The following is a 21896-nucleotide window of genomic DNA, read 5'->3' as shown; positions in this document are numbered from 1 at the left end:
CCATGAATACCAAAACACGTTGTGCTTTTATCATTGTTTCAGTGCTCAGTTTTTTTGCAGTTCCAGCAGTGGGGCAGGTTCAAATTGGTGGACTGGCAGATTTCGAGATTCGAAAAGGTGGAAGTGATTCATCTCCGTATGTAAATCAAACGCCCAATGAGAACTGGTCCGTGTACACTCCATATCTGCGACTATTTATTAGTGGGGGAATTTCGGAAAAATGGTTTGTTTCGGCTGCCTTACAGGCCGATTATTATGAGGGGAAGCAACTCAGCTCCCCATTCTTTTCGGTCATGAATATTAATTACCTGCCCATCTCGGGGTCTGACTTTATGGTGACGGCGGGTCGTTTCGTGACTCCATACGGAGCCTATTCCAACCGCGTACTTTCCTCCGATAACCCCTTTGTTCATCTTCCGCTTTCTCATGCATCCGGGCTTCCGATCAGTAAAATCCGTGGCACGCTATACTCACAGGTAGATTACGGGGAAGACATAACGGGGCTTACAATGGTGTACCAGCGCATGTACACCCAGGGAATAATGATAGGAAATCGTTTAGGAGATTCAGGTTGGCTTAAGTACAACCTGGCTGCTACATTAGCAGCCGCTTCAAGTCATTTTGAGTATGGGGAACATGCGAGCCCGGCATTTACAGGGAGGATAGTTTTACAGCCCGTGGTTTGGGGAAGCCTGGGGCTTTCATTAAGCCATGGTTCCTACATGAAACGGGATGATATTAATGTCTCACTGACTGATGACGAGCTTGCGGGATATAAACAGACGCTGTTTGGTGCAGATATGGAGCTGTCCTATCACTACTTTACCTTTTTGGCATCCTACAACTGGAGCAAATGGGAAGCACCGTATCTTGATTCTGTGGGCACCTCGGTTTCCTTAGTGTGGGAGGATGAAGTTCAGGTACAACACCTGAGTTCAGAACTGGTAATGGATTTCCCATTCCTCCCCGGAGCTTACGCTGGGATAAGGGCAGAGCGATTGATTTCAGGAGATCTGAAAAACAATCAATCTACCTATAACTACGAAAAATGGACCTATGATCGTGACCGCATTGAGTTTACAGTGGGAATGAAGCTCGAGCGCAATGTAATTCTGAAAGCTTCCTATCTGTATTCTACAAACGGAGGAACCGAGTTACAGGACAATGTATTCGCCATTCAGCTAAGTACCGGCTTTTAGAATTGTTTCTGGTTAATTACTAAAAAGCGGAGGGTGTTTGGTGTGATGTTCGGTAACATCCTGATAAGCTTTAGCAACCGACAGTACAGTGGCTTCATCAAATAAATCTCCCACAAAAGTGATGCTGGTTGGATGCATGTCATCGGTAAATCCATTGGGTAAAACCACACTTGGATGTCCGGTAAGATTGGTAGTGAGCAAATTCCCCCCTCCAAAAGCCGGAGAAATATACACATCAACCTGCTGCATCACGGAATCCATTTTCTGAATCAGTTGATAGCGCGCACGGTTAGCATTAATATATTCCGTAGCGGGGATAAAATGAGCAGCGCGAAAAGTATTGGGCCAGGCATTGGGTTCCTGCCACTTCATGAGATCGTCCTGATCGGTCAAAGTGAGCTGATCGAAAGCGGCAGCACCTTCAGCGGTAAGAATAATGCGGAGTGCACCGATTTCAAAATCAGGCAGTTCAACGGGAATGAGTTCAATCCCAAGATTTCTGAAAGTTTCCAATACAAGGCTGTCCCGTTCCTTATTCCAATAATCACGTTCAAAAGCAGATTTCAGGTAGCCGATTTTCAGCGTTTTAATATCTAATTCGGCGTCATAATTGAAGGGAAGGTCGATGATTGTCTGATCGCTTCCATCGGGGCCATAAATAGCATTGAAAACCAGGGCCGCATCTTCTACGCTTCGGGTTATAGGGCCGATTTTATCCATGCTCCAGCTCAAAGCCATAGCTCCCGTTCGGCTTACACGCCCATAAGTTGGTCGCAGGCCGGTAGTACCATTTCGGGTTGAAGGTGACACAATAGATCCCAGCGTTTCGGTTCCGATTGCAAATGGGAAAAGTCCGGCTGCAGTACCCGATGCTGAACCGGCAGATGAACCGCTGGATCCCTGCTCCAGATCCCATGGATTGTTGGTCCGTCCGCCAAACCATAAATCGCCGTAGGCAAGCGCCCCTAAAGTAGTTTTAGCAATCAGCACAGCTCCGGCTCCATCTAATTTTTTTATAACGGTGACTGTTTCATCAATCACCTGATCTTTGAAAGGCATAGCTCCCCAGGTGGTCTTGTAACCCTCAACGGCCAGCAAATCTTTGGCTCCATAAGGGATGCCGTGCAGAGGTCCGCGATAAATTCCCTGTTCCAGTTCCACATCCATTTGCTGTGCTTGTTGAAGTGCTCTTTCCCTGGTTACGGTGACAATTGCCTCCAGTTTTTCATCATGCTGCTCAATGCGGTCCAGGAAAAATTCGGTCAGCTCTACGGATGAAATTTTTCGGTCTTTGATCAATGCAGCCAACTCTCCGATGGTATAAAAAGCCAGGTTATTTCGGTTTTCGGGAAGTTCTACATTTTCTGGTAAATCCCAGGTTTGTGATTTCTGCTGAAAATCAAAAGTCTTACCCACGGGGATAGGGTTGAATTGAAGGGACGGGGGGACTGAATTATTTAGCTTAAAGTCACGAATGGTTTGAAGGTCATCACGGGTATCGTCCAGCGATTCAATCATGGAATCCCGTTCAGTCTGAGTAAACTCAAGGCCGATGACCGAAGCTGCATCCTGAATCATTGCTGAGGTGATGGGAGTATTTTGGGGTTGCATGAGAGTGAATGCGAATAAAAAACCGAGCATAATGCCTCCGGAGAAGAGCATTATTTTATTCGTTTTTTTCATGGTGTCCTTCTTTTCTGAATGTAATTAAAGCCAAATATTCTGTACGGGGATTATGAAGAGAAACAGTGACTAAGTCAATGTCATATATAGAATTGTCAGCTTTTTACAAGGTATGTATCAGTGTGATATCATATTGCATCTGAGAGACTTAGAGAATTCTACGTTTGATTTAAATGAAAATGTATTTAGTTTAGCAGCGAATTAATGATGGTCTCGGGTGTATGTGTTTCATCACCCAGAGTTAAAAGGGAATCTCGTGAGAAACGAGAGCTGTTCCCGCAACTGTAATCCGAATCCGCCCCATGGCGGATGAAGTGCAGCCTCACCTTTGCCACTGTTTCTTAATCGAAACGGGAAGGCGCTGCAATCGGAGAAGCCAGGAGACCTGCCATCGTTTAACCGATGCACCTCTTTCGGGTAAAAGGATGTGCAGCTGAACAATCATGCTTTTAGCTCTGAATTTTATTCTGTTTTTCCCACACTGATTCCCGGTTCCAGGGATTACTGTATATCATTCAGAAGGAAGTTTTTTACCCGCCCAAAGTAATTCAAAATCATAAATACAAGATACATGAAGCATTTAATTACGCTGACCATCATTTTTCTACTGGCGGTTTCCAATAACACCTACGCACAAGTTGCTGATACCCTCGATTTAGGAGAAGTAGTAGTAACAGCATCCAAAACCCCCACTACCGAGCGGGAAACAACAAAACCTGTGACGGTCATTGAACGGGAAGAAATCGAACGACATACCGGCTTATCCATTTCTGAGTTATTGAATCAGCAGAATGGAATCACTATAAACGGGGCGGCATCAAGCCCGGGCAAAGACAAGTCGGTGTACCTTCGGGGAGCATCTACACAATTTACCCTTATTCTTATTGACGGTTTTCCGGTTACCGATCCATCCGGAGAAGGAGGGGCATTTGATCTGCGTCTTTTACCTTTGGAAAATGTGGAACGCATCGAAATCGTGAAGGGAAGTATGAGTACACTCTACGGTTCGGACGCCATAGCCGGAGTGATCAATATCATTACAAAGAAAAGCGAGACCGGGACTTTCAACGTAAACGGAAAAGCAGCCTACGGTTCTTTTAATACCTACGATTGGGAACTCGGCGCAAGCGGAAGTTCGGATATCATTGACTATACGGTGAACCTGACCCGCACCCAAACAGACGGCATTTCAGAAGCAGAACCCCGGGATGGCGCTGATTTTACAAAAGATGGGTATGAGAGAAACGCTATCAACACCCAGGTTTCGGTTAAGCCTGTAGAGGGCCTGACCATTACTCCATTTTTGAACTACTCCCAATATGATGGAGATTATGATGCAGGTGCTTTTTCGGATGCCGATAACCGCTATGAATCGGACCTGCTGAATACCGGAGCCCGAATCAGTTATAAGACGGATAATTTTGAGATTAAAGAAGCGGCTACATTCACTCAAACTGAAAGAAAATTTACCGATGGCTTTGGAGTATTCAATCCTGAAGCCTCGTTATTTAATTCTGACCTGTACGGTATCTACAACAAGTTTGAAAAAGTGAGACTGCTTGCCGGATTTAATGTTCAGAGTTTAAATTTTCAGCTGGAAGGAATTGATGAGGGGTCTCAGATTTTGAGTCCTTATGTAACCGCATTCCTGCGATCAGGATTTGGGTTGAACGGTGAGCTTGGGCTCAGGCTGAACAATCATTCTGAATATGGAAGTAACTGGACGTTTAATGTAGCTCCGGTTTATAACATCACGGAAGAAATTAAGTTACTTGCGTCGGTAAGTTCCGGATTTAAAGCCCCAACCCTTAATGAATTATTCGGTCCGTTTGGGGCAAACACCGAATTAAAGCCCCAGCAAAGCTTGACGGTAGATACTGGCGTTGAGTTGCAATTATTGGATGGAAGATTATCCGCTTCCGCTATCTATTTCCGAAGAACCATTGAAGATTTGATTTCGTACAGCGGCAACCAGGGATACATAAATGTGAACGAGCAGAATGATTCCGGTATTGAATTGTCTGTGGGATATAAGCAGGACCAAACGAAGGTCGAGGTTTTCTATAATTACCTGGATGGGGCAATCACTCAAAACGGGAAAGAAACGGATAACCTGATTCGCCGCCCTAATCATAATTTTGGGGTGAACCTGAATCAGCAACTCACTTCCGATTTTAGTGTAAATCTCAGCGGACAATATGTGGGTGAGCGAAATGATCTTTACTTCAACACCAATACCTTTTCCACTGAAGAAGTAGAGCTGGAAAGTTACGTACTGGTTAATGCAAATATTCAATACCAGCTATTGGATAAACAACTCACCGTTTTTGCTTCACTGAACAACTTGTTGAATGCAGACTATACGGAAGTGTACGGTTTCAACACTCCGGGATTTCACTTCAAAGGAGGAATCAAATTCTTATTCTGATTTTCTGAATTTATAAGAATTATTTAGCTGAAAGAAACCGGGCGTTGATTCGTTTTTGTCAGCGTCCGGCTTTGTTTCACAATTCTAATTGGTAATGCCCCTCAAGCATTTGCCCGCCATGGTTTTTACAAATATTACTTTCCATTAAAGGTAAATATGTAAGTAATATTAGACGTCTTTCCACTTAACAAATCTATACACTTTTATTCAAAATATTATTTGATATATATCGAATAATAATTATAAAAAAATAGAATTAATGATCTTGCCATAAAAGCAGGATGTGGATAACTTTCTCCAATCACCCTATTACTTGCCGTAAAATATTCGTCTTTAAACTGATTTTAAAAGTAATTTCAGCAACGCCTCAAAGTCAGTAAATCATTTATACAATAAAATGTATAATAATAAATTCATTTTTATAAGTTGATTTTGCATGTTTAGAATTAGTGAATTCACAGATGTGGATAAGTCCCCTAATTTGTGGAAAAGTATTTGATTTTTTTCTTGCCCAATCACCTCTGCTCGTCTATATTAATTCGTACTTCTTTAGGAGATAAGGTATCGGGATTTGTTTAATTGTCTCTCATCTACGAAGGTTTCAACATAATATTAATACACTAACGAAGTACGCCAATGAAATTTACTCGCTTCTATACTAAGTCGGACTGGAAGACTCCATTTGACGACATCGAATTTGCAACACGCACCTCAGAAATTAAAAACCCGGACGGCTCCCAGGTATTCCATATGGAAGGCGTTGTGGTTCCTGAAAGCTGGTCTCAGGTTTCCACCGATGTTATCGCTCAAAAATATTTCCGCAAGGCTGGAGTTCCTGCGAAACTGAAAAAGATCAAAGAGAAGGGAGTGCCCAAATGGTTACAGCGATCTGAAGCTGATGAAAAGGCACTCAAAGATCTGCCCGAAGAAGAACGTTATACACATGAAATTGATAGTAAGCAGGTCTTTCATCGTTTGGCGGGATGTTGGACTTATTGGGGTTGGAAACACGACTATTTTGACAGCGAGGAAGATGCGAAAGTTTTTTATAATGAATTAGCCTACATGCTGGCCAACCAAATGGCCGCACCAAACAGTCCGCAGTGGTTCAACACCGGGCTGCATTGGGCATATGGAATTAATGGTCCTGCACAAGGTCATTATTATGTGGACGGCAAAACCGGAGAGCTCAAAAAATCCGAAGATGCTTACACCCACCCGCAGCCCCATGCCTGCTTTATCCAGAGTGTAGATGACGACCTGGTGAATGAAGGCGGCATCATGGATCTGTGGACACGTGAAGCGCGTCTGTTTAAATATGGATCCGGAACTGGAAGTAACTTCTCTAAAATTCGAGGAGCCAACGAACCGCTGAGTGGCGGGGGAAGAAGTTCCGGTCTGATGAGTTTCCTCAAAATCGGAGACCGGGCTGCCGGTGCTATTAAGTCTGGCGGTACCACCCGACGTGCAGCCAAGATGGTGACGCTTGATCTGGACCACCCGGACATCGAAGAGTATATCAACTGGAAAGTTCGAGAAGAGCAGAAAGTGGCCGCTTTGGTAGCCGGATCAAAAACGGTTCAGAAGCACCTTAAGAATATTATTAAACTCTGCCACACGCCGGTGGAGATTGAAGGACGTACATTTAACGGAGCGATGAGTCGCGACCCGCTGAAAAACAAAGAACTTGCCGCGGAAATCCGTAAAGCCAAGAGAAATCAAGTTCCTCTTAATTATATAGAGCGCGTGATACAGCTGGCGGCACAGGGATTCACCGATCTTGAATTTGACACCTACGACACCGATTGGAATTCCGAAGCATATTCAACCGTAAGTGGTCAGAATTCCAACAACTCCGTTCGTGTGCCAAACTCGTTCATGAAAGCGGTGAAGGAAGACAAAGATTGGCACCTGTACGGCCGTGTGGAAAAAGATGATGCAGCTGAAGAGGGTAGAGAACCGAAGCCCATGAAGACGATGAAGGCCCGTGAACTTTGGGATGACATCGCCTACGCAGCCTGGTCGTGTGCTGATCCCGGAACCCAATACCACGATACCATCAACGAATGGCATACCTGTCCCGAAGATGGTCCGATCAACGCAAGTAACCCTTGTTCGGAATACATGTTCCTGGACAACACCGCTTGTAACCTGGCTTCTCTGAACCTGATGAAATACTTCAAAGGGGATGAGTACAAAGAATTTGATATTGAGTCGCTGGAATATGCCTCCCGAATCTGGACGGTTGTTCTGGAGATTTCGGTACTGATGGCTCAGTTCCCATCCAAAGAGATTGCAGAGTTATCTTATGTATTCCGCACGCTTGGGTTGGGTTATGCCAATATTGGTGCTGCGCTGATGGTACAGGGACTTCCGTACGACAGTGAAGAAGGAGCCGCAGTTGCCGGAGCTGTTACCGCAACCATGCACATGACTTCCTACGCCACTTCAGCCGAAATGGCCAAAGAGCTCGGCACCTTTGAAGGCTATGAGCGCAACAAAGAGCATATGCTGAAGGTGATCCGTAATCATCGCCGTGCTGCTTACAATGCTGACCCGGAAGAGTACGAGGGCCTTACGGTGAAACCGATGGGCATCGATGCTTCGATCTGCCCGGATTACCTGGTGAAAGCCGCGAAGAAAGCTTCGGACAAAGCGCTGAAAATGGGTGAAAAACACGGCTACCGAAATGCACAGGTGACGGTGCTGGCACCAACCGGAACCATTGGTTTGGTGATGGATTGTGATACCACCGGTATTGAGCCGGACTTTGCCCTGGTGAAATTCAAGAAATTGGCCGGTGGCGGTTACTTCAAGATTATCAACCAGGCGGTACCTAAAGCACTGAAGAATCTCGGTTATTCTGTTAAGGAATCGGAAGAGATTATCAACTACGCGAAAGGAGCCGGTTCGGTGGAAGGTTGCCCACACATCAACCCGGAAACACTGGGTGAGAAAGGCTTCACCGACACGCAAATTGATGCGATCAACGAAGCATTGCCTGGAAGTTTTGACATCAAGTTTGCCTTCAACCAGTGGACGCTGGGCGAAGACTTCTGCAAGGATGTACTGGGCATTACCGAAGAGCAGCTCAATGACATGAACTTCGACATGCTGCGCTACCTTGGATTCAGCAGAGAGGAAATCCAGGAAGCCAACGATTATGTGTGCGGAACCATGACGGTTGAAGGTGCCCCACATCTGAAAGAAGAAGATTATGCGGTATTCGATTGCGCCAATCGTTGCGGACGAATCGGAACACGCTTTATTTCTGCCAAAGGACATATTCGTATGATGGCTGCTGCTCAGCCGTTCCTTTCCGGCGCTATTTCAAAAACCATCAACCTGCCAAATGAGGCGACCATCGAAGATATGAAGGACGCTTACATGGATTCGTGGGAGATGATGCTGAAAGCGAATGCGCTGTATCGTGACGGTTCTAAATTAAGTCAGCCACTGAATTCTATGGCGGATGTGCTGGAGGAAATTGACGAAGAAGAAGAAGCACCGGCCGATGCTGAAACCACCATGGCACAGGATAAAGTGCTTGAAGTGGCCGAGCGCATCATCCACAAATATGTGGCCCGTCGTCAGCGACTTCCTTTCCGTCGCGAAGGATACACGCAGAAAGTGAAGATTGGCGGACAGAGCGTATATCTCCGAACCGGGGAATACGAAAATGGCCAGCTTGGTGAAATCTTTATTGATATGCACCGCGAAGGCGCCGCTTTCCGAAGCCTGCTGAACTGTTTTGCTATCTCTATTTCACTTGGATTGCAGCACGGCGTACCTCTGGAAGAATTTGTGGATGCTTTTGTGTTCACCAAGTTCGAGCCAAGCGGCATGGTAAATGGAAACCCACACGTGAAGATGAGTACATCTGTAATTGATTACATCTTCCGTGAGCTGGCGGTTACCTACCTCGGCAGAGAAGACCTGGCGCACGTGCCGGCCGAGCAGATCGAAACCCGAAATTTACGTCCGACCGCTGATGCCCAGGCTGAAGCCAAAGCGGACAATACACAGACCGAGGCGAAAGCCCCCAATGCATCATCATCATCGGATGCTGTCGCAAAAAAGACCGTAGCTGAGCCCGAACCGGCCGCTGTTGATAACAGCGAAAGTGCTCAGGTTCAGCAAAAAGCGGTACAGTCTGACAGCTACGAGAGCGAATACGATAAAGCCAAACAAATGGGATACACCGGTGAAGCCTGCCCCGAATGCGGCAGTATGACCATGGTTCGTAACGGAACCTGCATGAAGTGCATCACCTGTGGATCTACCACCGGCTGTAGCTAATTCGTTATTGGTTGATTCGTTAATCGTTAATTCGATTAACGAAATCACCATTTAACGAATAACGACTTTCATGGAGAACAGGATAAACCCTGATTGGCTGAACCGCCAGTCGGGGTTTTTTATTGGCCACAGATTTCAGGATTGTAAGATTTTGCTGATAGTCAAAAACTGTTCAACCATAAATAGTTCAAGCGTCTGCTTGGACAAGCTGGAAAAGGCCAAATAAGCAGAATTAAATAAGGCACAAGCGGACGCTTGCGCCATTTTAAAACGATCTGAGCCTATTTTAAAGCCACTGGTCTGGAAAAGTTCATCCTTCAAATTTCGATGTTCCTTGTTCGATGTTCCATATAGTTTTACCTTGAGAGGCATCAAAGTTCTAACACTCACCATTGAGCTATGAATTTTCCCAATCCTTTTTTCCGGTGGAGGCCGCATCCGTGGCACGGACTGGAAGTGGGCGAAGATCAACCCAAGATCGTTAACGCCTTTATCGAACTCACTCCTTTTGATACCATCAAATACGAAGTGGACAAGAAAACCGGCTACATGCGGGTAGATCGTCCGCAACGAAGTTCCTCACTTCCCCCATCGTTATACGGGTTTATTCCCCGTACCTATTGCGGTAATCACGTGGGTGAATTGTCGAAAGATGATGTAAAAGGGGATGGTGATCCGCTGGATATTTGCGTGTTGAGTGAACGACCGATTGACCGGAACGAGGTTATTTTAAGCGCCCGCGTGATCGGAGGGCTGCATATGGTGGACCACGATGAAGCGGATGATAAAATCATCTCCGTGCTGGATAACGACACCTATTACAGCAACATCAACAGCGTGAATGATTTACCTCCGGTGTTGATAGAGCGACTTCGTCATTACTTTGGCACTTACAAGCTGATCCCCGGAAAAAACCAGAACGACGTATATGTGCAGGGGATTTTTGATGCCGACCATGCCTACAAAGTAATCGAAGCGTCTATTAAAGATTACGAAGAAATGTTCGGTGAATAGAACTTGATGCAGAAAGCTCGGGAAAATATTCGGGTTCAATGGTTCATCGTTGCGGTGGCTGTCATTCTTTTTGTCATAAAGATGACCGCCTGGTATCTCACCAACTCGGTGGCTGTACTCACCGATGGACTCGAAAGTATCGTCAATGTGCTGAGTGGCTTTATCGGGTTATACAGCCTGTATCTTTCCGCAAAGCCCAAGGATGAAAATCACCCTTACGGACACGGAAAAGTAGAGTTTATTTCAGCGGGAATTGAGGGTACGCTCATCACCCTTGCCGGATTGTACATTATTGTAGAAGCCGTGCAAAGCTTTATCGATCCGGAGCCGCTGCAGAGCCTGGACCTCGGTATAATCCTGATTGGAATATCAGCGGTAATCAACTTTGGGTTTGGATACTGGGCTTATCAAACCGGAAAGAAAAACGACTCGCTGGCCCTGCAGGCAAGTGGCCGTCATCTTCAAACGGACACATATACCACCCTTGGTATCATAGCAGGACTAATTCTCATCCGTTTTACAAATATTCTTTGGCTGGATGGGGCCGTGGCCATTGTTTTTGCTCTGATGATCATACATATGGGCTTCCGGATCTTACGGGCAGCAGTTGCGGGAATTATGGATGAAACCGATGAAGAGTTACTGGCTGAACTGATTGCTTACTTACAACAAAACAGAGATCCAAAATGGATTGACCTCCACAACCTCAGGATCACCAAATATGGCCCCACTCTTCATGTGGATGCTCATTTAACCCTCCCATGGTACCTCACAGTTAAAGAAGCCCATGCCGAGCTGGATAACATCGAAGAGTTAATTACCCATAAGTTCGGAGACAGAATAGATATTTTTATTCATACCGATTTCTGTCAGGAATTTTCATGCTATTTATGCACCATTGAGGATTGTGAGGTGCGTCAGCATCCATTTGAACAACGCATTGAGTGGACGGTAGAAAACGTAGCTTCTGATGGAAAACATCGATTATCAAGATCAGTGTAAATCAATTTTTCCGTGTGATCCGTGTTCCATTGAAATACAGTGTTAGTTCTGATTCAATCAAACTAAGAATATCATGCTGCCAGGTTGATCAGACATAATCACTCAAATCCAGGTCCAGCTCTTCGGCATACCTTCGCAGCAACTTCACTTTATAATCGGGCATCAGCTCCGTTTCGCCGGCTATAATTTCTTTGGTGAGCCGGTTGGGGAGAATAAAGGATTTGGCATGCTTGCCAAAATCAGTCACTAACCGATCCTGAATAGGGGAAAGAAGTCTATTTCTCAGATCATTGATTCGGTTCTGTTCATTCCGCATGGCCCGGTATTCCTCACCAGTCATGGTATCACTGGCCTTTCGGGAAGTAGATAGGTCCTGCTCTTTTGCCTCATGGATTGCAGAATCAACCACCGATTGAAGCTGAGACTTAAAGTTATCATTCTTAATCCGCCCGTAAACCCCCTTGGTCTGTTTCCAGTTGTGCACTTTATCAGGATTCTGAGCAAGCTCACTCACTATTCTCTTACTGGCAAGCTGATACATAGGCTTGTTCAGTTCGCGGGCTTTCTCATCAAAGAAATCCATGAGTTGGCAATAGACGAACCATTCAAAAACAGACAGGTTATTCTTGTCCTTTTCTTTAATCAGGTTGTTATGATCTTCATCGCTGTAATCCAGGTGATCAAAAACGTCGTTCTCTTGCTTAATCCAGTCGAGGATACCCCGTTTGTCGGCTTGTTGATTGAGTTTGGCTTTAAAGTCGAGCAGGTAGATCACATCATCTGCTGCATACTGTTTTTGATTTTCGGAAAGCGGTCGTTTCCACCAGTTGCTCTGCTGTGAGGAGCTGTTCACCTTTACATCCAAAACCTCTTTGATGAGATTGGTCAGGGAAGCCGGTTCGTAATTCAACAGACTGGTGGCGGCATCCAGATCGTAGAGGTTTTTAGGAAAGCATCCCATGGAATGCAGCAGGCGAAGATCCTCTCCGAATGCAAAAACCACTTTCTGTACCTCCGGGTTCTCGATGACCGGGAAGATGGTCTTTATATCGAGATCGTCACTGAGTGGATCTACCAGGTAACAGTCGTCTCCGCCATAAATCTGCATGAGGCACATATTGAACCCATAGCGATAACGATTGCGATCAAACTCTAAATCTACAGCAAATTCTTTGGTTTGGTGAAGGTCCGAAGTGAGCTTTTGTAGATCATTATTCTCAGTGATGTAATGAATAGCCATGTATTGTATTAAGTGCGAATTTGATGCAAGGTAAAGATAAGCAGCTCAAATTTCCGATGGTTGTTAAAAGGTATCAGGCTAAGCTTTCAATTACCTGTCCGCGAAATAACAATCCGTGTATTAGCAAAAGCCTCCAGTTCTTTGAGCTGTTCGGCTATTTTTTCTGACCATTGTAGCTGGGAGCGGTAATCCATGGAGTAATTGGTGGCTTCATCATACTCTTTTTGTGCTTCTTCAAGATCGGCCATGGCCTCATCACTCATCTCCTCGAATACACTTACAGAGATGGTCCCGGCTTCCATGGCATCTTTAACCCGCTTTCGGAATCTCCGTGCGTTCACTTCCGCTAGGTCAAAATGACCCTGTTCGTGGAGCAGAAGGGAGGCAATCCAGCTTTTGGACCAGGATTCATTTTTACTGAAGTAGGTTTTTATTTCGGCCTCATACTGCTGCGCGTTCATGTTGAACGAACTTTCATACCCAACAACAGAAAAGGCGGCGTGTTCACTGTATCGCTTGGGAATCTCCTCGAAATCAGTCCAAACCAATTCGTAGTCATCGCTCCAGTAGATATAATTTTTCTCGGACTGATGCTGCCCGAAAACCAAACCGGAGCTAAACAGGAAAATCAATATGGTGGTTACTATTGCCTTCATAATCGTGAATAGGTGGTCGTATAATATCCGTCATCACGATGAGAAATTAAAATAAAGGCAACAAAAAGCTAACCGAAAGTTTGGGTTAACGGTGTTGATCGTACTTTTTGGGGGATAAAATGCTTCTGAGGTTATCCAATTCCTCAGCAGAAACAGGGGAGTTCATCGCATCCGTAATCTCCTCTAACTGATGCTTAGTGCGGATGCCAAGAACGGCTGAAGCTACCGCAGTATGATCCAATACAAATTGAACAGCCACTGAAATCGGGTTTCCGGTGTTATTGGCTGCCCGTTGTAATTCTTCAACTTCTTCTGTTGAATGCCCCAGGTAATCACGAGCCGGCTTATCTATAAGCATGCCTTTACCCAACGTTCCACGGGTAATCACACTGATGTCATTTTCTGCAAGCAGATCCAGGCTTTCTTCTTCCGGGCGACGATCAAGCAGGCTGTACTGCATCATCACGCAGTCCATATCTGAGCGTTCTGCGTATTCCCGAATGGTATTTGGGCGGATGGACGAGATTCCATAAGCACGAATCTTCCCCTGATCTTTAAGTCGGTCAAATGCTTCAATAATTTCGTCAATCGGATCGTCAACGGTTCCGCCATGCAGCATATAGAGGTCGATGTATTCGGTCTGGAGCCTGCGTAAACTCTCATTCACGCCCGTCAAAATATATTCTTTGGTAGGATTCCATTCCCATCCCGAACCATCTTCATCCCACACATTACCGACCTTGGTAGAAATAATAACTTCATCCCTGAAAGGCTTCAGCGCTTTTCCAACTACTTCCTCATTTAGGCCATGATTGTAGAGGTCGGCGGTGTCAAAGAAATTGATCCCTTTGTTATAGGCTTCACGGAGAAGGGAAGAGGCTGATTCTGAGTTGTTCTCAACTTCCAGAGACATACAACCAAAACTGACTTCACTTACTTCAAGATCTGAATTTCCCAATCTGTTGTACTGCATAATCCTCTTTTTTGATGTGGAATAATATAATCAGATGCGAGAAAGAATGATTCCTGTTTCGCTCCAAAACAGCACCTCACAATCACCGTTCGCTTAAAAACCGGATTCAATCACATTCAAAAATTTGATTCATTCCGTCAAATACTGCATACTAAGCCGGAATAAAACTATGGAGGTCATACAGATGGAAGAACGGGACTTAAAAGGGTATTGGAAACGAAACCTCAAATACCTGGGCATTTTGCTTAGTATCTGGTTTGTGGTTTCCTACGGTTTGGGAATTTTACTTGCTCCCGCTTTAAATGAAATTCAGATAGCCGGATTCAAGCTTGGCTTTTGGTTTGCCCAGCAAGGTGCCATTTATACCTTTGTGATCCTCATTTTTGTGTACGTGTATTTGATGAACAAACTGGATCGTGAATTTAACGTGAATGAGGACTGATCATGGATGTTCAAATCTGGACTTATATTTTAGTTGGAGTAACCTTTGCCCTTTACATCGGCATAGCTATTTGGGCTAAAGCGGCCTCCACCAGCGATTTTTATGTAGCGGGCGCTCATGTGAATCCCATTACTAACGGGATGGCTACCGCAGCCGACTGGATGTCAGCAGCTTCCTTCTTATCCATGGCCGGCCTGATTTCTTTCATGGGCTACGACGGCTCGGTGTACCTGATGGGCTGGACCGGCGGTTATGTGCTGCTGGCCTTACTGCTGGCACCTTATCTCCGAAAGTTCGGCAAGTTTACTATTCCTGATTTCATCGGCGACCGGTATTACTCCAACTTTGCCCGAACTATTGCCGTGATTTGTGCACTGGTGGTTTCATTCACATATGTAGCCGGACAGATGCGCGGGGTTGGACTGGTGTTCTCCAAATTCCTGGAAGTTAACATCGATCTGGGTGTTCTGATTGGGATGGCGATCGTCTTTTTCTATGCTGTTTTGGGTGGAATGAAGGGAATTACCTATACGCAGGTAGCTCAGTACTGTGTGCTGATTTTCGCCTTTATGGTTCCGGCATTCTTTATCTCTTTTCAGCTCACCGGAAATCCAATCCCTCAGTTTGGATTTGGTTCTACCTTAGCGGATGGATCCGGACAGTACCTGCTTGAAAAACTTGATCAACTGCATACCGAGCTCGGTTTTGCTGCCTACACCAGCGGTACGAAAAGCATGCAGGATGTCTTTTTTATTACCGCGGCCCTAATGATCGGTACGGCCGGGTTGCCCCACGTAATCGTACGTTTCTTCACCGTTCCAAAAGTGAAAGATGCCCGTGTTTCTGTAGGCTATGCACTGATTTTTATCGCGATCCTGTACACAACGGCCCCGGCTATTGCGGCTTTTGCTAAATACAACATGATGGAAACGGTAAACGAAGAAGAATACACCGAAATGCCTGCATGGTTTAATACCTGGGAACAAACAGGACTGCTCACCTGGGTAGATAAAAATGATGACGGAATTATCACCTACGCTCCGGGCGAAGCTATGGTTGGACTACCTGATATTCAGCGAAATGCGGATGGGGAAATTATCCGTGGCCCTTTTGGGGAAGTGATGGTTAATAACGAACCGACGGATACCAATAATGAATTGTATGTGGATCGGGATATCATGGTGCTCGCCAATCCGGAGATTGCCAATTTACCGGCCTGGGTTGCTGGTTTGGTAGCCGCTGGTGGGCTGGCAGCGGCTCTTTCAACCGCAGCCGGTTTGCTGTTGGTGATTTCCACGGCTGTTTCTCACGACTTAATCAAGAAGCAGATTAAAACTGATATTTCTGACAAAGCTGAATTGATGTGGGCTCGTATTTCGGCAGCCGCAGCGGTAGTAGTTGCCGGTTATTTTGGGATTAATCCCCCGGGTTTTGTAGCTGAAGTGGTGGCTATAGCCTTTGGGCTGGCGGCAGCGTCCTTCTTCCCGGCTATTATCCTGGGCATCTTTTATAAGAAAATGAACCGTCAGGGCGCCATTGCCGGAATGATAGCCGGACTGCTGTTCACGCTTTCCTATGTGGTGTTCTATAAGATTGCCTTCCCGGAGTTTAATTCACCGGAATACTGGTGGTTTGGAATTTCACCAGAGGGTATAGGTACACTGGGTATGCTCCTGAACTTGACCGTTTCCTTTGCAGTTGGTATGATATTTCCGGAACCGCCGGAGGATGTGCAAGAGATGGTGGAAAGCATTCGCTATCCTAAATAATTCAGAATGGAAAATAGGAAATGAATAAAAACCAAAGAAGGTAGCTTAAACTAATTAAGATGAATCTTTGGTTTCGTTTCCTGAGAAATCCTTCATTTTCAAGTTCAATAATGCCCATGCCACTTGGAACGAACCAAAGAAGAGTGAAAGGAGCAAAAACCAACAGCAGTGTCATCTGAAAGTATGAGTAAGAAGCATTCTTCTTGATTTCTTTAATTTGCTTCTTAGCCTTGCTATGGCTTTTTGCTCTTCTTTCTTGCGTTCTTAAACTAATACCTCTTTTTGTCAGTTCATCGGAAGCAATCCTGAGCACATCATCTTCCCATTCGTCTGGCGAGTCAATGATCTTCAGAAGATCGTCTTTGCCTCGCTCTCTTATAGGAGGATTGTAGGTTTTCAAAACAATATTCTTTTAAAACCAGCCGGCACCTAAACCGCGGAAAGGCCAGGGGATGGAGGCAATGATCACCAAAAGGCCAATGCCATACATAATGGCAATTCGTTTGTGCTTGGCTACGGAATCAGACATGCGTTTAGCTGTGCTGAAACCAATGGTAATTAATGCAATGGCGATGATCATCATGGACATGTGCTCTACGGTATAGAACCTGAGAACCTGGCTTTCCATCACGCCGGATTGGAACGAAACTTTTGGGCTGATAAAATAAAGAACCAGACCTATCAATAGCTGGATGTGCGTAAAAATGAGGGCGAGAAGGGCGGCAAGCCTATCTGATTTTTGATAATCTTTTTTGCCTGTCCAGCCGGTAACGGCTTTGAACAAAGCCCAGACAATGAGTACCAATACAATCCATCGAAGTCCTGAGTGTGCGTGTAATAATCCTTCGTACATGTGCTAAAATATTTTCTTTAATTGATGAAGGTGAATATAGCCAAGAATTAACTCTTAATCTTAAGCTCAGCTTTTTTGAGAATGCGTTTTACACGGCGTTGATTCACCCCGAGATCATAAGCTCCAACCCGGCTTGCACTTCGGATGAAAACAGTAGTTGTCCCATCGGTTTCTTCCATAATTACATCCACATCATCCTTAAATCCAAAAACGGGAATGCGATATACGGCATGAAGTTCAATCCTTTTGGGATCGATTACTTCCCATCGGTACGATTCTTCGTCGAAGACTTTAATAAATGCTTCGTACACCATTTCGAGACCGGTCTGATATACTTCTGAAGTCCGAATGCAGTTCGGCGTAGCAGGGCAGGGAGGTAGTGGATTCTTTTCGGAAATTTTGGGCATAGTCGGATTGAAACTTGATTACGAGATAAGAATCAATCCTCCTCGAAAAAACGTTCCAGCATTTCAATACAAGAGTCAATCTCGTTACAAACTTTGAAGAGTTTGAGGCTGCTTTTTCTTACAAAATCATACTGAATGGAGTTCTCGGTAAACTTAACCAGTCCATCGAAATACCCCTCTGCATTAAGCAGATAAATGGGTTTATCATGAATACCCAACTGCCGCCAGGTAAGGATTTCAAAAAATTCGTCAAGGGTTCCGAATCCGCCGGGCAGGATAAGAAAAGCATCAGAAAGAGATTCCATGAGCGCTTTTCGGGTATGCATGTCCTGCGTTTCGTGGAGGTCGGTGAGTTCGGTGTGGGCCACTTCCAGTTTCTTAAGTTTGGTTGGAATCACCCCAAAAACATCACCGCCACTTTCGAGAGCGGCATCGGCCAGCTTGCCCATCATCCCGACTTTGCCACCGCCATAAACCACACCCCAGTTTCGCCGGGCAATTTCGCGACCCGCTTGTTGGGCCAGCTCAGGAAACCGTGGGTTGTTGCTTTCTCTGGAACCGCAATACACGCAGACGTTTTTCTTCATCAGGCTACGGTAAACATTCGTTTGAGAACGGTGTCAAGTTTTTCTACAAAATAGCGCACATCCTCTTCGGTATTCTGCTTACCGAAACTTACGCGAATGCTCGATTTAGCCAGTCCGTCTTCCATCCCGATACCATTAAGCACATGTGAAGGCTCAACGGCACCGGAAGTGCAGGCCGAGCCGTTGGATACACAAATTCCCTCAATATCCAGGTTCAGCAGCAGCATCTCGCCATCTATATATTTGCCCTGCTCGTCACTGAAGGAGAGGTTTACGATATGGGGCACGCCGTTGTTTTGCGGGCCATTTACATTGTAGTTGAATTCCAGATTGGTGTCCATCTCTTTGAGGAGAAGAGCACGTAGTTTTTTGAAATGCTTTTGATGTTCATCCATCTCTTCAACAGCCAGTTCAAGGGCTTTGGCAAAACCAACAATTCCGGGCACGTTCAGGGTACCTCCGCGACGGCGGCGTTCCTGAGATCCGCCATGTACCCATGGGATCCACTTGGAACCATTTTTCACATACATGATCCCGGTTCCTTTCGGCCCATAAATTTTGTGAGCGCTGCCACTGAGGAAGTCAATCCCCAGATCTTTTACGTTGAGCGGAATTTTACCCAGACTTTGAACGGTATCGGAATGAAGGGGTACTCCGTGCTCTTTACACACTTCGGCAATTTCTTTCAGCGGGTTGATGGTGCCGATTTCATTATTCACGTGCATGATCGTAACCAGTGCCGTGTTTTCGGTAATGGATTTTTTAACGGCATCAGCGGTGATGGTACCACAATCCTTGGATGGGGCAAAAACGGGTTTAACACCCTGCATTTTGGCAAGCTCCACCGTGTGCAGAACGGCATGATGTTCTAATTCTGAAGTAATTACTTCCTTTTTATCACCTGAAATAGCTAAAACACCTTTAATAACGGCATTATCGCTTTCGGTACCGCCACTGGTAAAGATAATCTCAGAAGGTTCAGCTCCAATTAAAGCTGCTACTTTCTCCCGGGCGTCTTCCACAACCACCTTCGATTTCTGCCCAAGGTGATGGGGAGAATTGGCGTTTCCGTAATTTTCTTTCAGGTAAGGAAGCATGGCTTCCAGCACGCGATCATCTAAGGGAGTAGTGGCCGCGTGATCTAAGTAAACCGTTCGCATTCAGTGAATAAGGTTTGGATTATTTTTTGCCCTGAGAAAATATCCATTATTTGATTGAAAAGCAGGGATAAAAGCGCTTTCGGGATTAGGATTGGAAACCGGTCGTACCTGCCTCGCCCTGATTTGAGCGGGGCTCAAATGTTCCCTCTCCGGGAGAGGGATGTTCTTTGGGAGAAAGGTGTAAGGGTTTGTTTAAACATTTTGCATTGCACAAACACCTGTGTCCCTCCGAGGAGGGACAGATCATAGTCGCAGACTATGATCAGGGCGGAGGTCAGGACTCTGCCCCGTTCTCTAATTCCAAAATCACTTTATCTACCGCCATAAGCACCGCATCCATATTGGTAAGCACATCTTTGTTTCGAAACCTGATCACTCTGAACCCGGCTTCTTCCAGATGTCGCTGCCTTCGTTGGTCGTATTCGAAAGCCTCCGGACTGTCATGGCTTGAACCATCCACTTCAATGATCAATTTCAGCTTTTTGCAAATGAAATCGGCGATGTAATTCAAAACAGGTCGTTGCCGGTTGAACGTGTATCCCATGCGCTGCTTTTTCCGGAGCCCGTATTTCCAAAGGCAAACCTCTGCTTTGGTCATGTTTTTCCGTAAAGAACGGGCGTTGGGTCTAAGGTCTTTGTTATAGTAGTTAAAAGCGGAGTTTCTTGACATACTTGTACCCTCTTTTTTGGGAAAGTAGTGTTCTTTGGGGTTTTATGCTACGGGGTGGGGTCGTACCTGCCTCGCCCTGATTTGAGCGGGGCTCAAATGTTCCCTCTCGGGGAGAGGGATGTTCTTTGGGGGAATGGTGTGTGAAGTTGCTCACACATTTTGTGCTGCTCATGCATTTGTGTCCCTCCGGGGAGGGACAGATAAAAGTCGAAGACTTATTATCAGGGCGGTGATTACCGCTTCATTTCGTGGAGAGATCTTGGTACCTTCATCATCGAATTACCAATCAATTTATTTACTCAACTCATGGCGAAACTCACACTCAACGATATTGATGTAAAAGGGAAGAAAGTGCTGATGCGCGTAGATTTTAACGTGCCTATTGAAAACGGTAAAATTACTGACGACAATCGAATTGTACAGGCACTACCATCTATAAAGCACGTAATTCAGAATGGAGGGTTATTGATTTTGACCAGCCACCTTGGGCGACCGTCGGGAATGCCGGAACCTGAATTCTCCCTGAAACCGGCAGCTGACCATTTAGCTGATTTACTGAACACCAAAGTTCACTTCGGGGAAGATTGTATTGGGGATAAAGCCGAGGAGGCGATATACAATGCCAAGCATGGAGAAGTGGTTGTGCTCGAAAATGTCCGCTTTCATAAAGGGGAAACCAAGAATGATGAGTCGTTTAGCAAAGCGCTGGCTTCCCATGCCGATGTGTTTGTGAATGATGCTTTTGGAAGCAGTCACCGTGCCCATGCTTCGGTAGCAGGTGTAACACGCTATCTGCAGCCGGCTGTGTCAGGATTTTTACTGGAGAAAGAGATTAAGTACCTGGAAGAAAGCATCAATGATCCGGATCGTCCGTTTGTGGCCATTTTGGGTGGAGCCAAAGTGTCCGATAAAATCGGAGTGATTAAGAACCTGATTTCAAAAGTGGATTCCATCATTATTGGCGGGGGTATGACTTATACTTTTTATAAAGCCAAAGGCTGGCCAATCGGTAATTCTTTGGTTGAAGATGATAAAGTTGATTTAGCCAAAGAGCTGCTTGAGGAAGCCGAAGAAAAAGGCATCCGGTTTATGCTGCCACTGGATTCTGTAGTTGCCAAAGAATTTAATAACGATGCAGAACACAAAGTGGTAGATGAAGAAGGTATTGAAGACGGTTGGATGGGACTCGACATAGGCCCACAATCCTCCATTGCTTTTGGAAACCAGATTAAGGCTGCCAAAACCGTACTATGGAACGGACCGATGGGGGTGTTCGAAATGGAGAACTTCGCAGACGGAACCTTCTCGGTTGCGGAAGCCCTGGCTGAAGCCACTAAATTCGGAGCAACCACCATTATTGGCGGTGGTGACTCTGCAGCTGCAATCAAAAAGGCAGGCCTCAGTGATGAGGTCTCACATGTTTCCACCGGCGGTGGAGCCAGCCTTGAATATCTGGAAGGAAAAGAACTTCCCGGGGTTGCGTGGTTGACGGATAAGTAAAAAGAAAAGCCTCT

At 45.6% G+C, this 21896-nt stretch carries 18 protein-coding genes and 1 riboswitch; of the genes, 8 read left to right on the top strand and 10 right to left on the bottom strand.

The features are described from left to right. The first annotated feature begins 2 nt into the window (after positions 1-2). A complete protein-coding gene (locus NM125_RS02150; RefSeq protein ID WP_255132389.1) occupies positions 3-1199 on the top strand; it encodes a hypothetical protein in 1197 nt (398 codons plus the stop codon). Positions 1200-1211: 12 nt separating this feature from the next. Here the strand turns inward: NM125_RS02150 and NM125_RS02145 are convergent, their stop codons facing one another. Further along, positions 1212-2882, bottom strand: a complete 1671-nt coding sequence (locus NM125_RS02145) for an amidase (protein ID WP_255132387.1) — start codon at positions 2880-2882, stop codon at positions 1212-1214. Positions 2883-3073: 191 nt separating this feature from the next. Then, a riboswitch (cobalamin riboswitch) is annotated at positions 3074-3289 on the top strand. A 164-nt stretch (positions 3290-3453) separates the two neighbouring features. Between NM125_RS02145 and NM125_RS02140 the strand changes: the two genes are divergently transcribed. The 4 genes from NM125_RS02140 to NM125_RS02125 all read left to right on the top strand — a co-directional run bounded on the left by NM125_RS02140 (position 3454) and on the right by NM125_RS02125 (position 11625). After that, positions 3454-5310: a TonB-dependent receptor plug domain-containing protein gene (locus NM125_RS02140; RefSeq protein ID WP_255132385.1), complete on the top strand. Its 1857-nt coding sequence runs from the start codon at positions 3454-3456 to the stop codon at positions 5308-5310. A gap of 636 nt (positions 5311-5946) precedes the next feature. Further along, the gene (locus tag NM125_RS02135; RefSeq protein WP_255132383.1) at positions 5947-9609 is read left to right on the top strand and encodes a vitamin B12-dependent ribonucleotide reductase; all 3663 of its coding nucleotides are present in this window, start codon (positions 5947-5949) and stop codon (positions 9607-9609) included. Between the two features lie 399 nt (positions 9610-10008). Beyond that, positions 10009-10623: an inorganic pyrophosphatase gene (locus NM125_RS02130; protein WP_255132381.1), complete on the top strand. Its 615-nt coding sequence runs from the start codon at positions 10009-10011 to the stop codon at positions 10621-10623. Between the two features lie 6 nt (positions 10624-10629). Continuing rightward, on the top strand, positions 10630-11625 hold the full coding sequence (locus tag NM125_RS02125; RefSeq protein ID WP_255132379.1) for a cation diffusion facilitator family transporter: 996 nt from the start codon (positions 10630-10632) through the stop codon (positions 11623-11625). Positions 11626-11713: 88 nt separating this feature from the next. On the opposite strand, the gene NM125_RS02120 is transcribed toward NM125_RS02125, so the two are convergent. The 3 genes from NM125_RS02120 to NM125_RS02110 form a co-directional block, all read right to left on the bottom strand. Further along, positions 11714-12865 carry a ribonuclease D gene (locus tag NM125_RS02120; protein WP_255132378.1) on the bottom strand — a complete coding sequence of 384 codons (1152 nt, stop codon included), beginning with the start codon at positions 12863-12865 and terminating at the stop codon, positions 11714-11716. Positions 12866-12951: 86 nt separating this feature from the next. After that, entirely contained in the window at positions 12952-13521 is a 570-nt protein-coding gene (locus NM125_RS02115) for a DUF922 domain-containing protein (protein ID WP_255132376.1), read from the bottom strand. Positions 13522-13606: 85 nt separating this feature from the next. Further along, entirely contained in the window at positions 13607-14494 is an 888-nt protein-coding gene (locus NM125_RS02110; RefSeq protein ID WP_255132374.1) for an aldo/keto reductase, read from the bottom strand. A gap of 184 nt (positions 14495-14678) precedes the next feature. On the opposite strand from NM125_RS02110, the gene NM125_RS02105 reads away from it, so the two are divergent. Both NM125_RS02105 and NM125_RS02100 read left to right on the top strand, forming a co-directional pair. Beyond that, positions 14679-14936: a DUF4212 domain-containing protein gene (locus NM125_RS02105; protein ID WP_349294175.1), complete on the top strand. Its 258-nt coding sequence runs from the start codon at positions 14679-14681 to the stop codon at positions 14934-14936. A gap of 2 nt (positions 14937-14938) precedes the next feature. Next, positions 14939-16705, top strand: a complete 1767-nt coding sequence (locus tag NM125_RS02100; RefSeq protein ID WP_255132370.1) for a sodium:solute symporter family protein — start codon at positions 14939-14941, stop codon at positions 16703-16705. Between the two features lies 1 nt (position 16706). Here the strand turns inward: NM125_RS02100 and NM125_RS02095 are convergent, their stop codons facing one another. The 6 genes from NM125_RS02095 to NM125_RS02070 form a co-directional block, all read right to left on the bottom strand. Continuing rightward, complete coding sequence (locus tag NM125_RS02095) at positions 16707-17105, bottom strand: hypothetical protein (protein ID WP_255132369.1); 399 nt, start codon at positions 17103-17105, stop codon at positions 16707-16709. A 12-nt stretch (positions 17106-17117) separates the two neighbouring features. Continuing rightward, positions 17118-17558, bottom strand: a complete 441-nt coding sequence (locus NM125_RS02090; RefSeq protein ID WP_255132367.1) for a cytochrome B — start codon at positions 17556-17558, stop codon at positions 17118-17120. A 47-nt stretch (positions 17559-17605) separates the two neighbouring features. Further along, complete coding sequence (locus NM125_RS02085) at positions 17606-17965, bottom strand: DUF1499 domain-containing protein (RefSeq protein WP_255132366.1); 360 nt, start codon at positions 17963-17965, stop codon at positions 17606-17608. Positions 17966-17997: 32 nt separating this feature from the next. Beyond that, positions 17998-18552, bottom strand: a complete 555-nt coding sequence (locus NM125_RS02080; RefSeq protein ID WP_255132364.1) for an LOG family protein — start codon at positions 18550-18552, stop codon at positions 17998-18000. After that, the gene (locus NM125_RS02075; protein WP_255132362.1) at positions 18552-19712 is read right to left on the bottom strand and encodes a cysteine desulfurase family protein; all 1161 of its coding nucleotides are present in this window, start codon (positions 19710-19712) and stop codon (positions 18552-18554) included. Before NM125_RS02075 ends, NM125_RS02080 begins: the two co-directional genes overlap by 1 nt. A gap of 274 nt (positions 19713-19986) precedes the next feature. Next, the gene (locus NM125_RS02070; protein WP_255132360.1) at positions 19987-20382 is read right to left on the bottom strand and encodes an endonuclease domain-containing protein; all 396 of its coding nucleotides are present in this window, start codon (positions 20380-20382) and stop codon (positions 19987-19989) included. A gap of 306 nt (positions 20383-20688) precedes the next feature. Between NM125_RS02070 and NM125_RS02065 the strand changes: the two genes are divergently transcribed. Continuing rightward, positions 20689-21882, top strand: a complete 1194-nt coding sequence (locus NM125_RS02065; protein ID WP_255132358.1) for a phosphoglycerate kinase — start codon at positions 20689-20691, stop codon at positions 21880-21882. Positions 21883-21896 lie beyond the last annotated feature (14 nt).

Source organism: Gracilimonas sediminicola (assembly GCF_024320785.1).
In the GTDB taxonomy this organism is placed as follows: domain Bacteria; phylum Bacteroidota; class Rhodothermia; order Balneolales; family Balneolaceae; genus Gracilimonas; species Gracilimonas sediminicola.
This window is presented reverse-complemented; position numbering and strand designations above follow the sequence as displayed.

Bases quoted from the DNA above. Each gene is read 5' to 3' on its own strand.
- NM125_RS02150 (WP_255132389.1), top strand. From the start codon at position 3: ATGAATACCAAAACACGTTGTGCTTTTATCATTGTTTCAGTGCTCAGT.
- NM125_RS02145 (WP_255132387.1), bottom strand. From the start codon at position 2,882: ATGAAAAAAACGAATAAAATAATGCTCTTCTCCGGAGGCATTATGCTC.
- NM125_RS02140 (WP_255132385.1), top strand. From the start codon at position 3,454: ATGAAGCATTTAATTACGCTGACCATCATTTTTCTACTGGCGGTTTCC.
- NM125_RS02135 (WP_255132383.1), top strand. From the start codon at position 5,947: ATGAAATTTACTCGCTTCTATACTAAGTCGGACTGGAAGACTCCATTT.
- NM125_RS02130 (WP_255132381.1), top strand. From the start codon at position 10,009: ATGAATTTTCCCAATCCTTTTTTCCGGTGGAGGCCGCATCCGTGGCAC.
- NM125_RS02125 (WP_255132379.1), top strand. From the start codon at position 10,630: ATGCAGAAAGCTCGGGAAAATATTCGGGTTCAATGGTTCATCGTTGCG.
- NM125_RS02120 (WP_255132378.1), bottom strand. From the start codon at position 12,865: ATGGCTATTCATTACATCACTGAGAATAATGATCTACAAAAGCTCACT.
- NM125_RS02115 (WP_255132376.1), bottom strand. From the start codon at position 13,521: ATGAAGGCAATAGTAACCACCATATTGATTTTCCTGTTTAGCTCCGGT.
- NM125_RS02110 (WP_255132374.1), bottom strand. From the start codon at position 14,494: ATGCAGTACAACAGATTGGGAAATTCAGATCTTGAAGTAAGTGAAGTC.
- NM125_RS02105 (WP_349294175.1), top strand. From the start codon at position 14,679: ATGGAAGAACGGGACTTAAAAGGGTATTGGAAACGAAACCTCAAATAC.
- NM125_RS02100 (WP_255132370.1), top strand. From the start codon at position 14,939: ATGGATGTTCAAATCTGGACTTATATTTTAGTTGGAGTAACCTTTGCC.
- NM125_RS02090 (WP_255132367.1), bottom strand. From the start codon at position 17,558: ATGTACGAAGGATTATTACACGCACACTCAGGACTTCGATGGATTGTA.
- NM125_RS02085 (WP_255132366.1), bottom strand. From the start codon at position 17,965: ATGCCCAAAATTTCCGAAAAGAATCCACTACCTCCCTGCCCTGCTACG.
- NM125_RS02080 (WP_255132364.1), bottom strand. From the start codon at position 18,552: ATGAAGAAAAACGTCTGCGTGTATTGCGGTTCCAGAGAAAGCAACAAC.
- NM125_RS02075 (WP_255132362.1), bottom strand. From the start codon at position 19,712: ATGCGAACGGTTTACTTAGATCACGCGGCCACTACTCCCTTAGATGAT.
- NM125_RS02070 (WP_255132360.1), bottom strand. From the start codon at position 20,382: ATGTCAAGAAACTCCGCTTTTAACTACTATAACAAAGACCTTAGACCC.
- NM125_RS02065 (WP_255132358.1), top strand. From the start codon at position 20,689: ATGGCGAAACTCACACTCAACGATATTGATGTAAAAGGGAAGAAAGTG.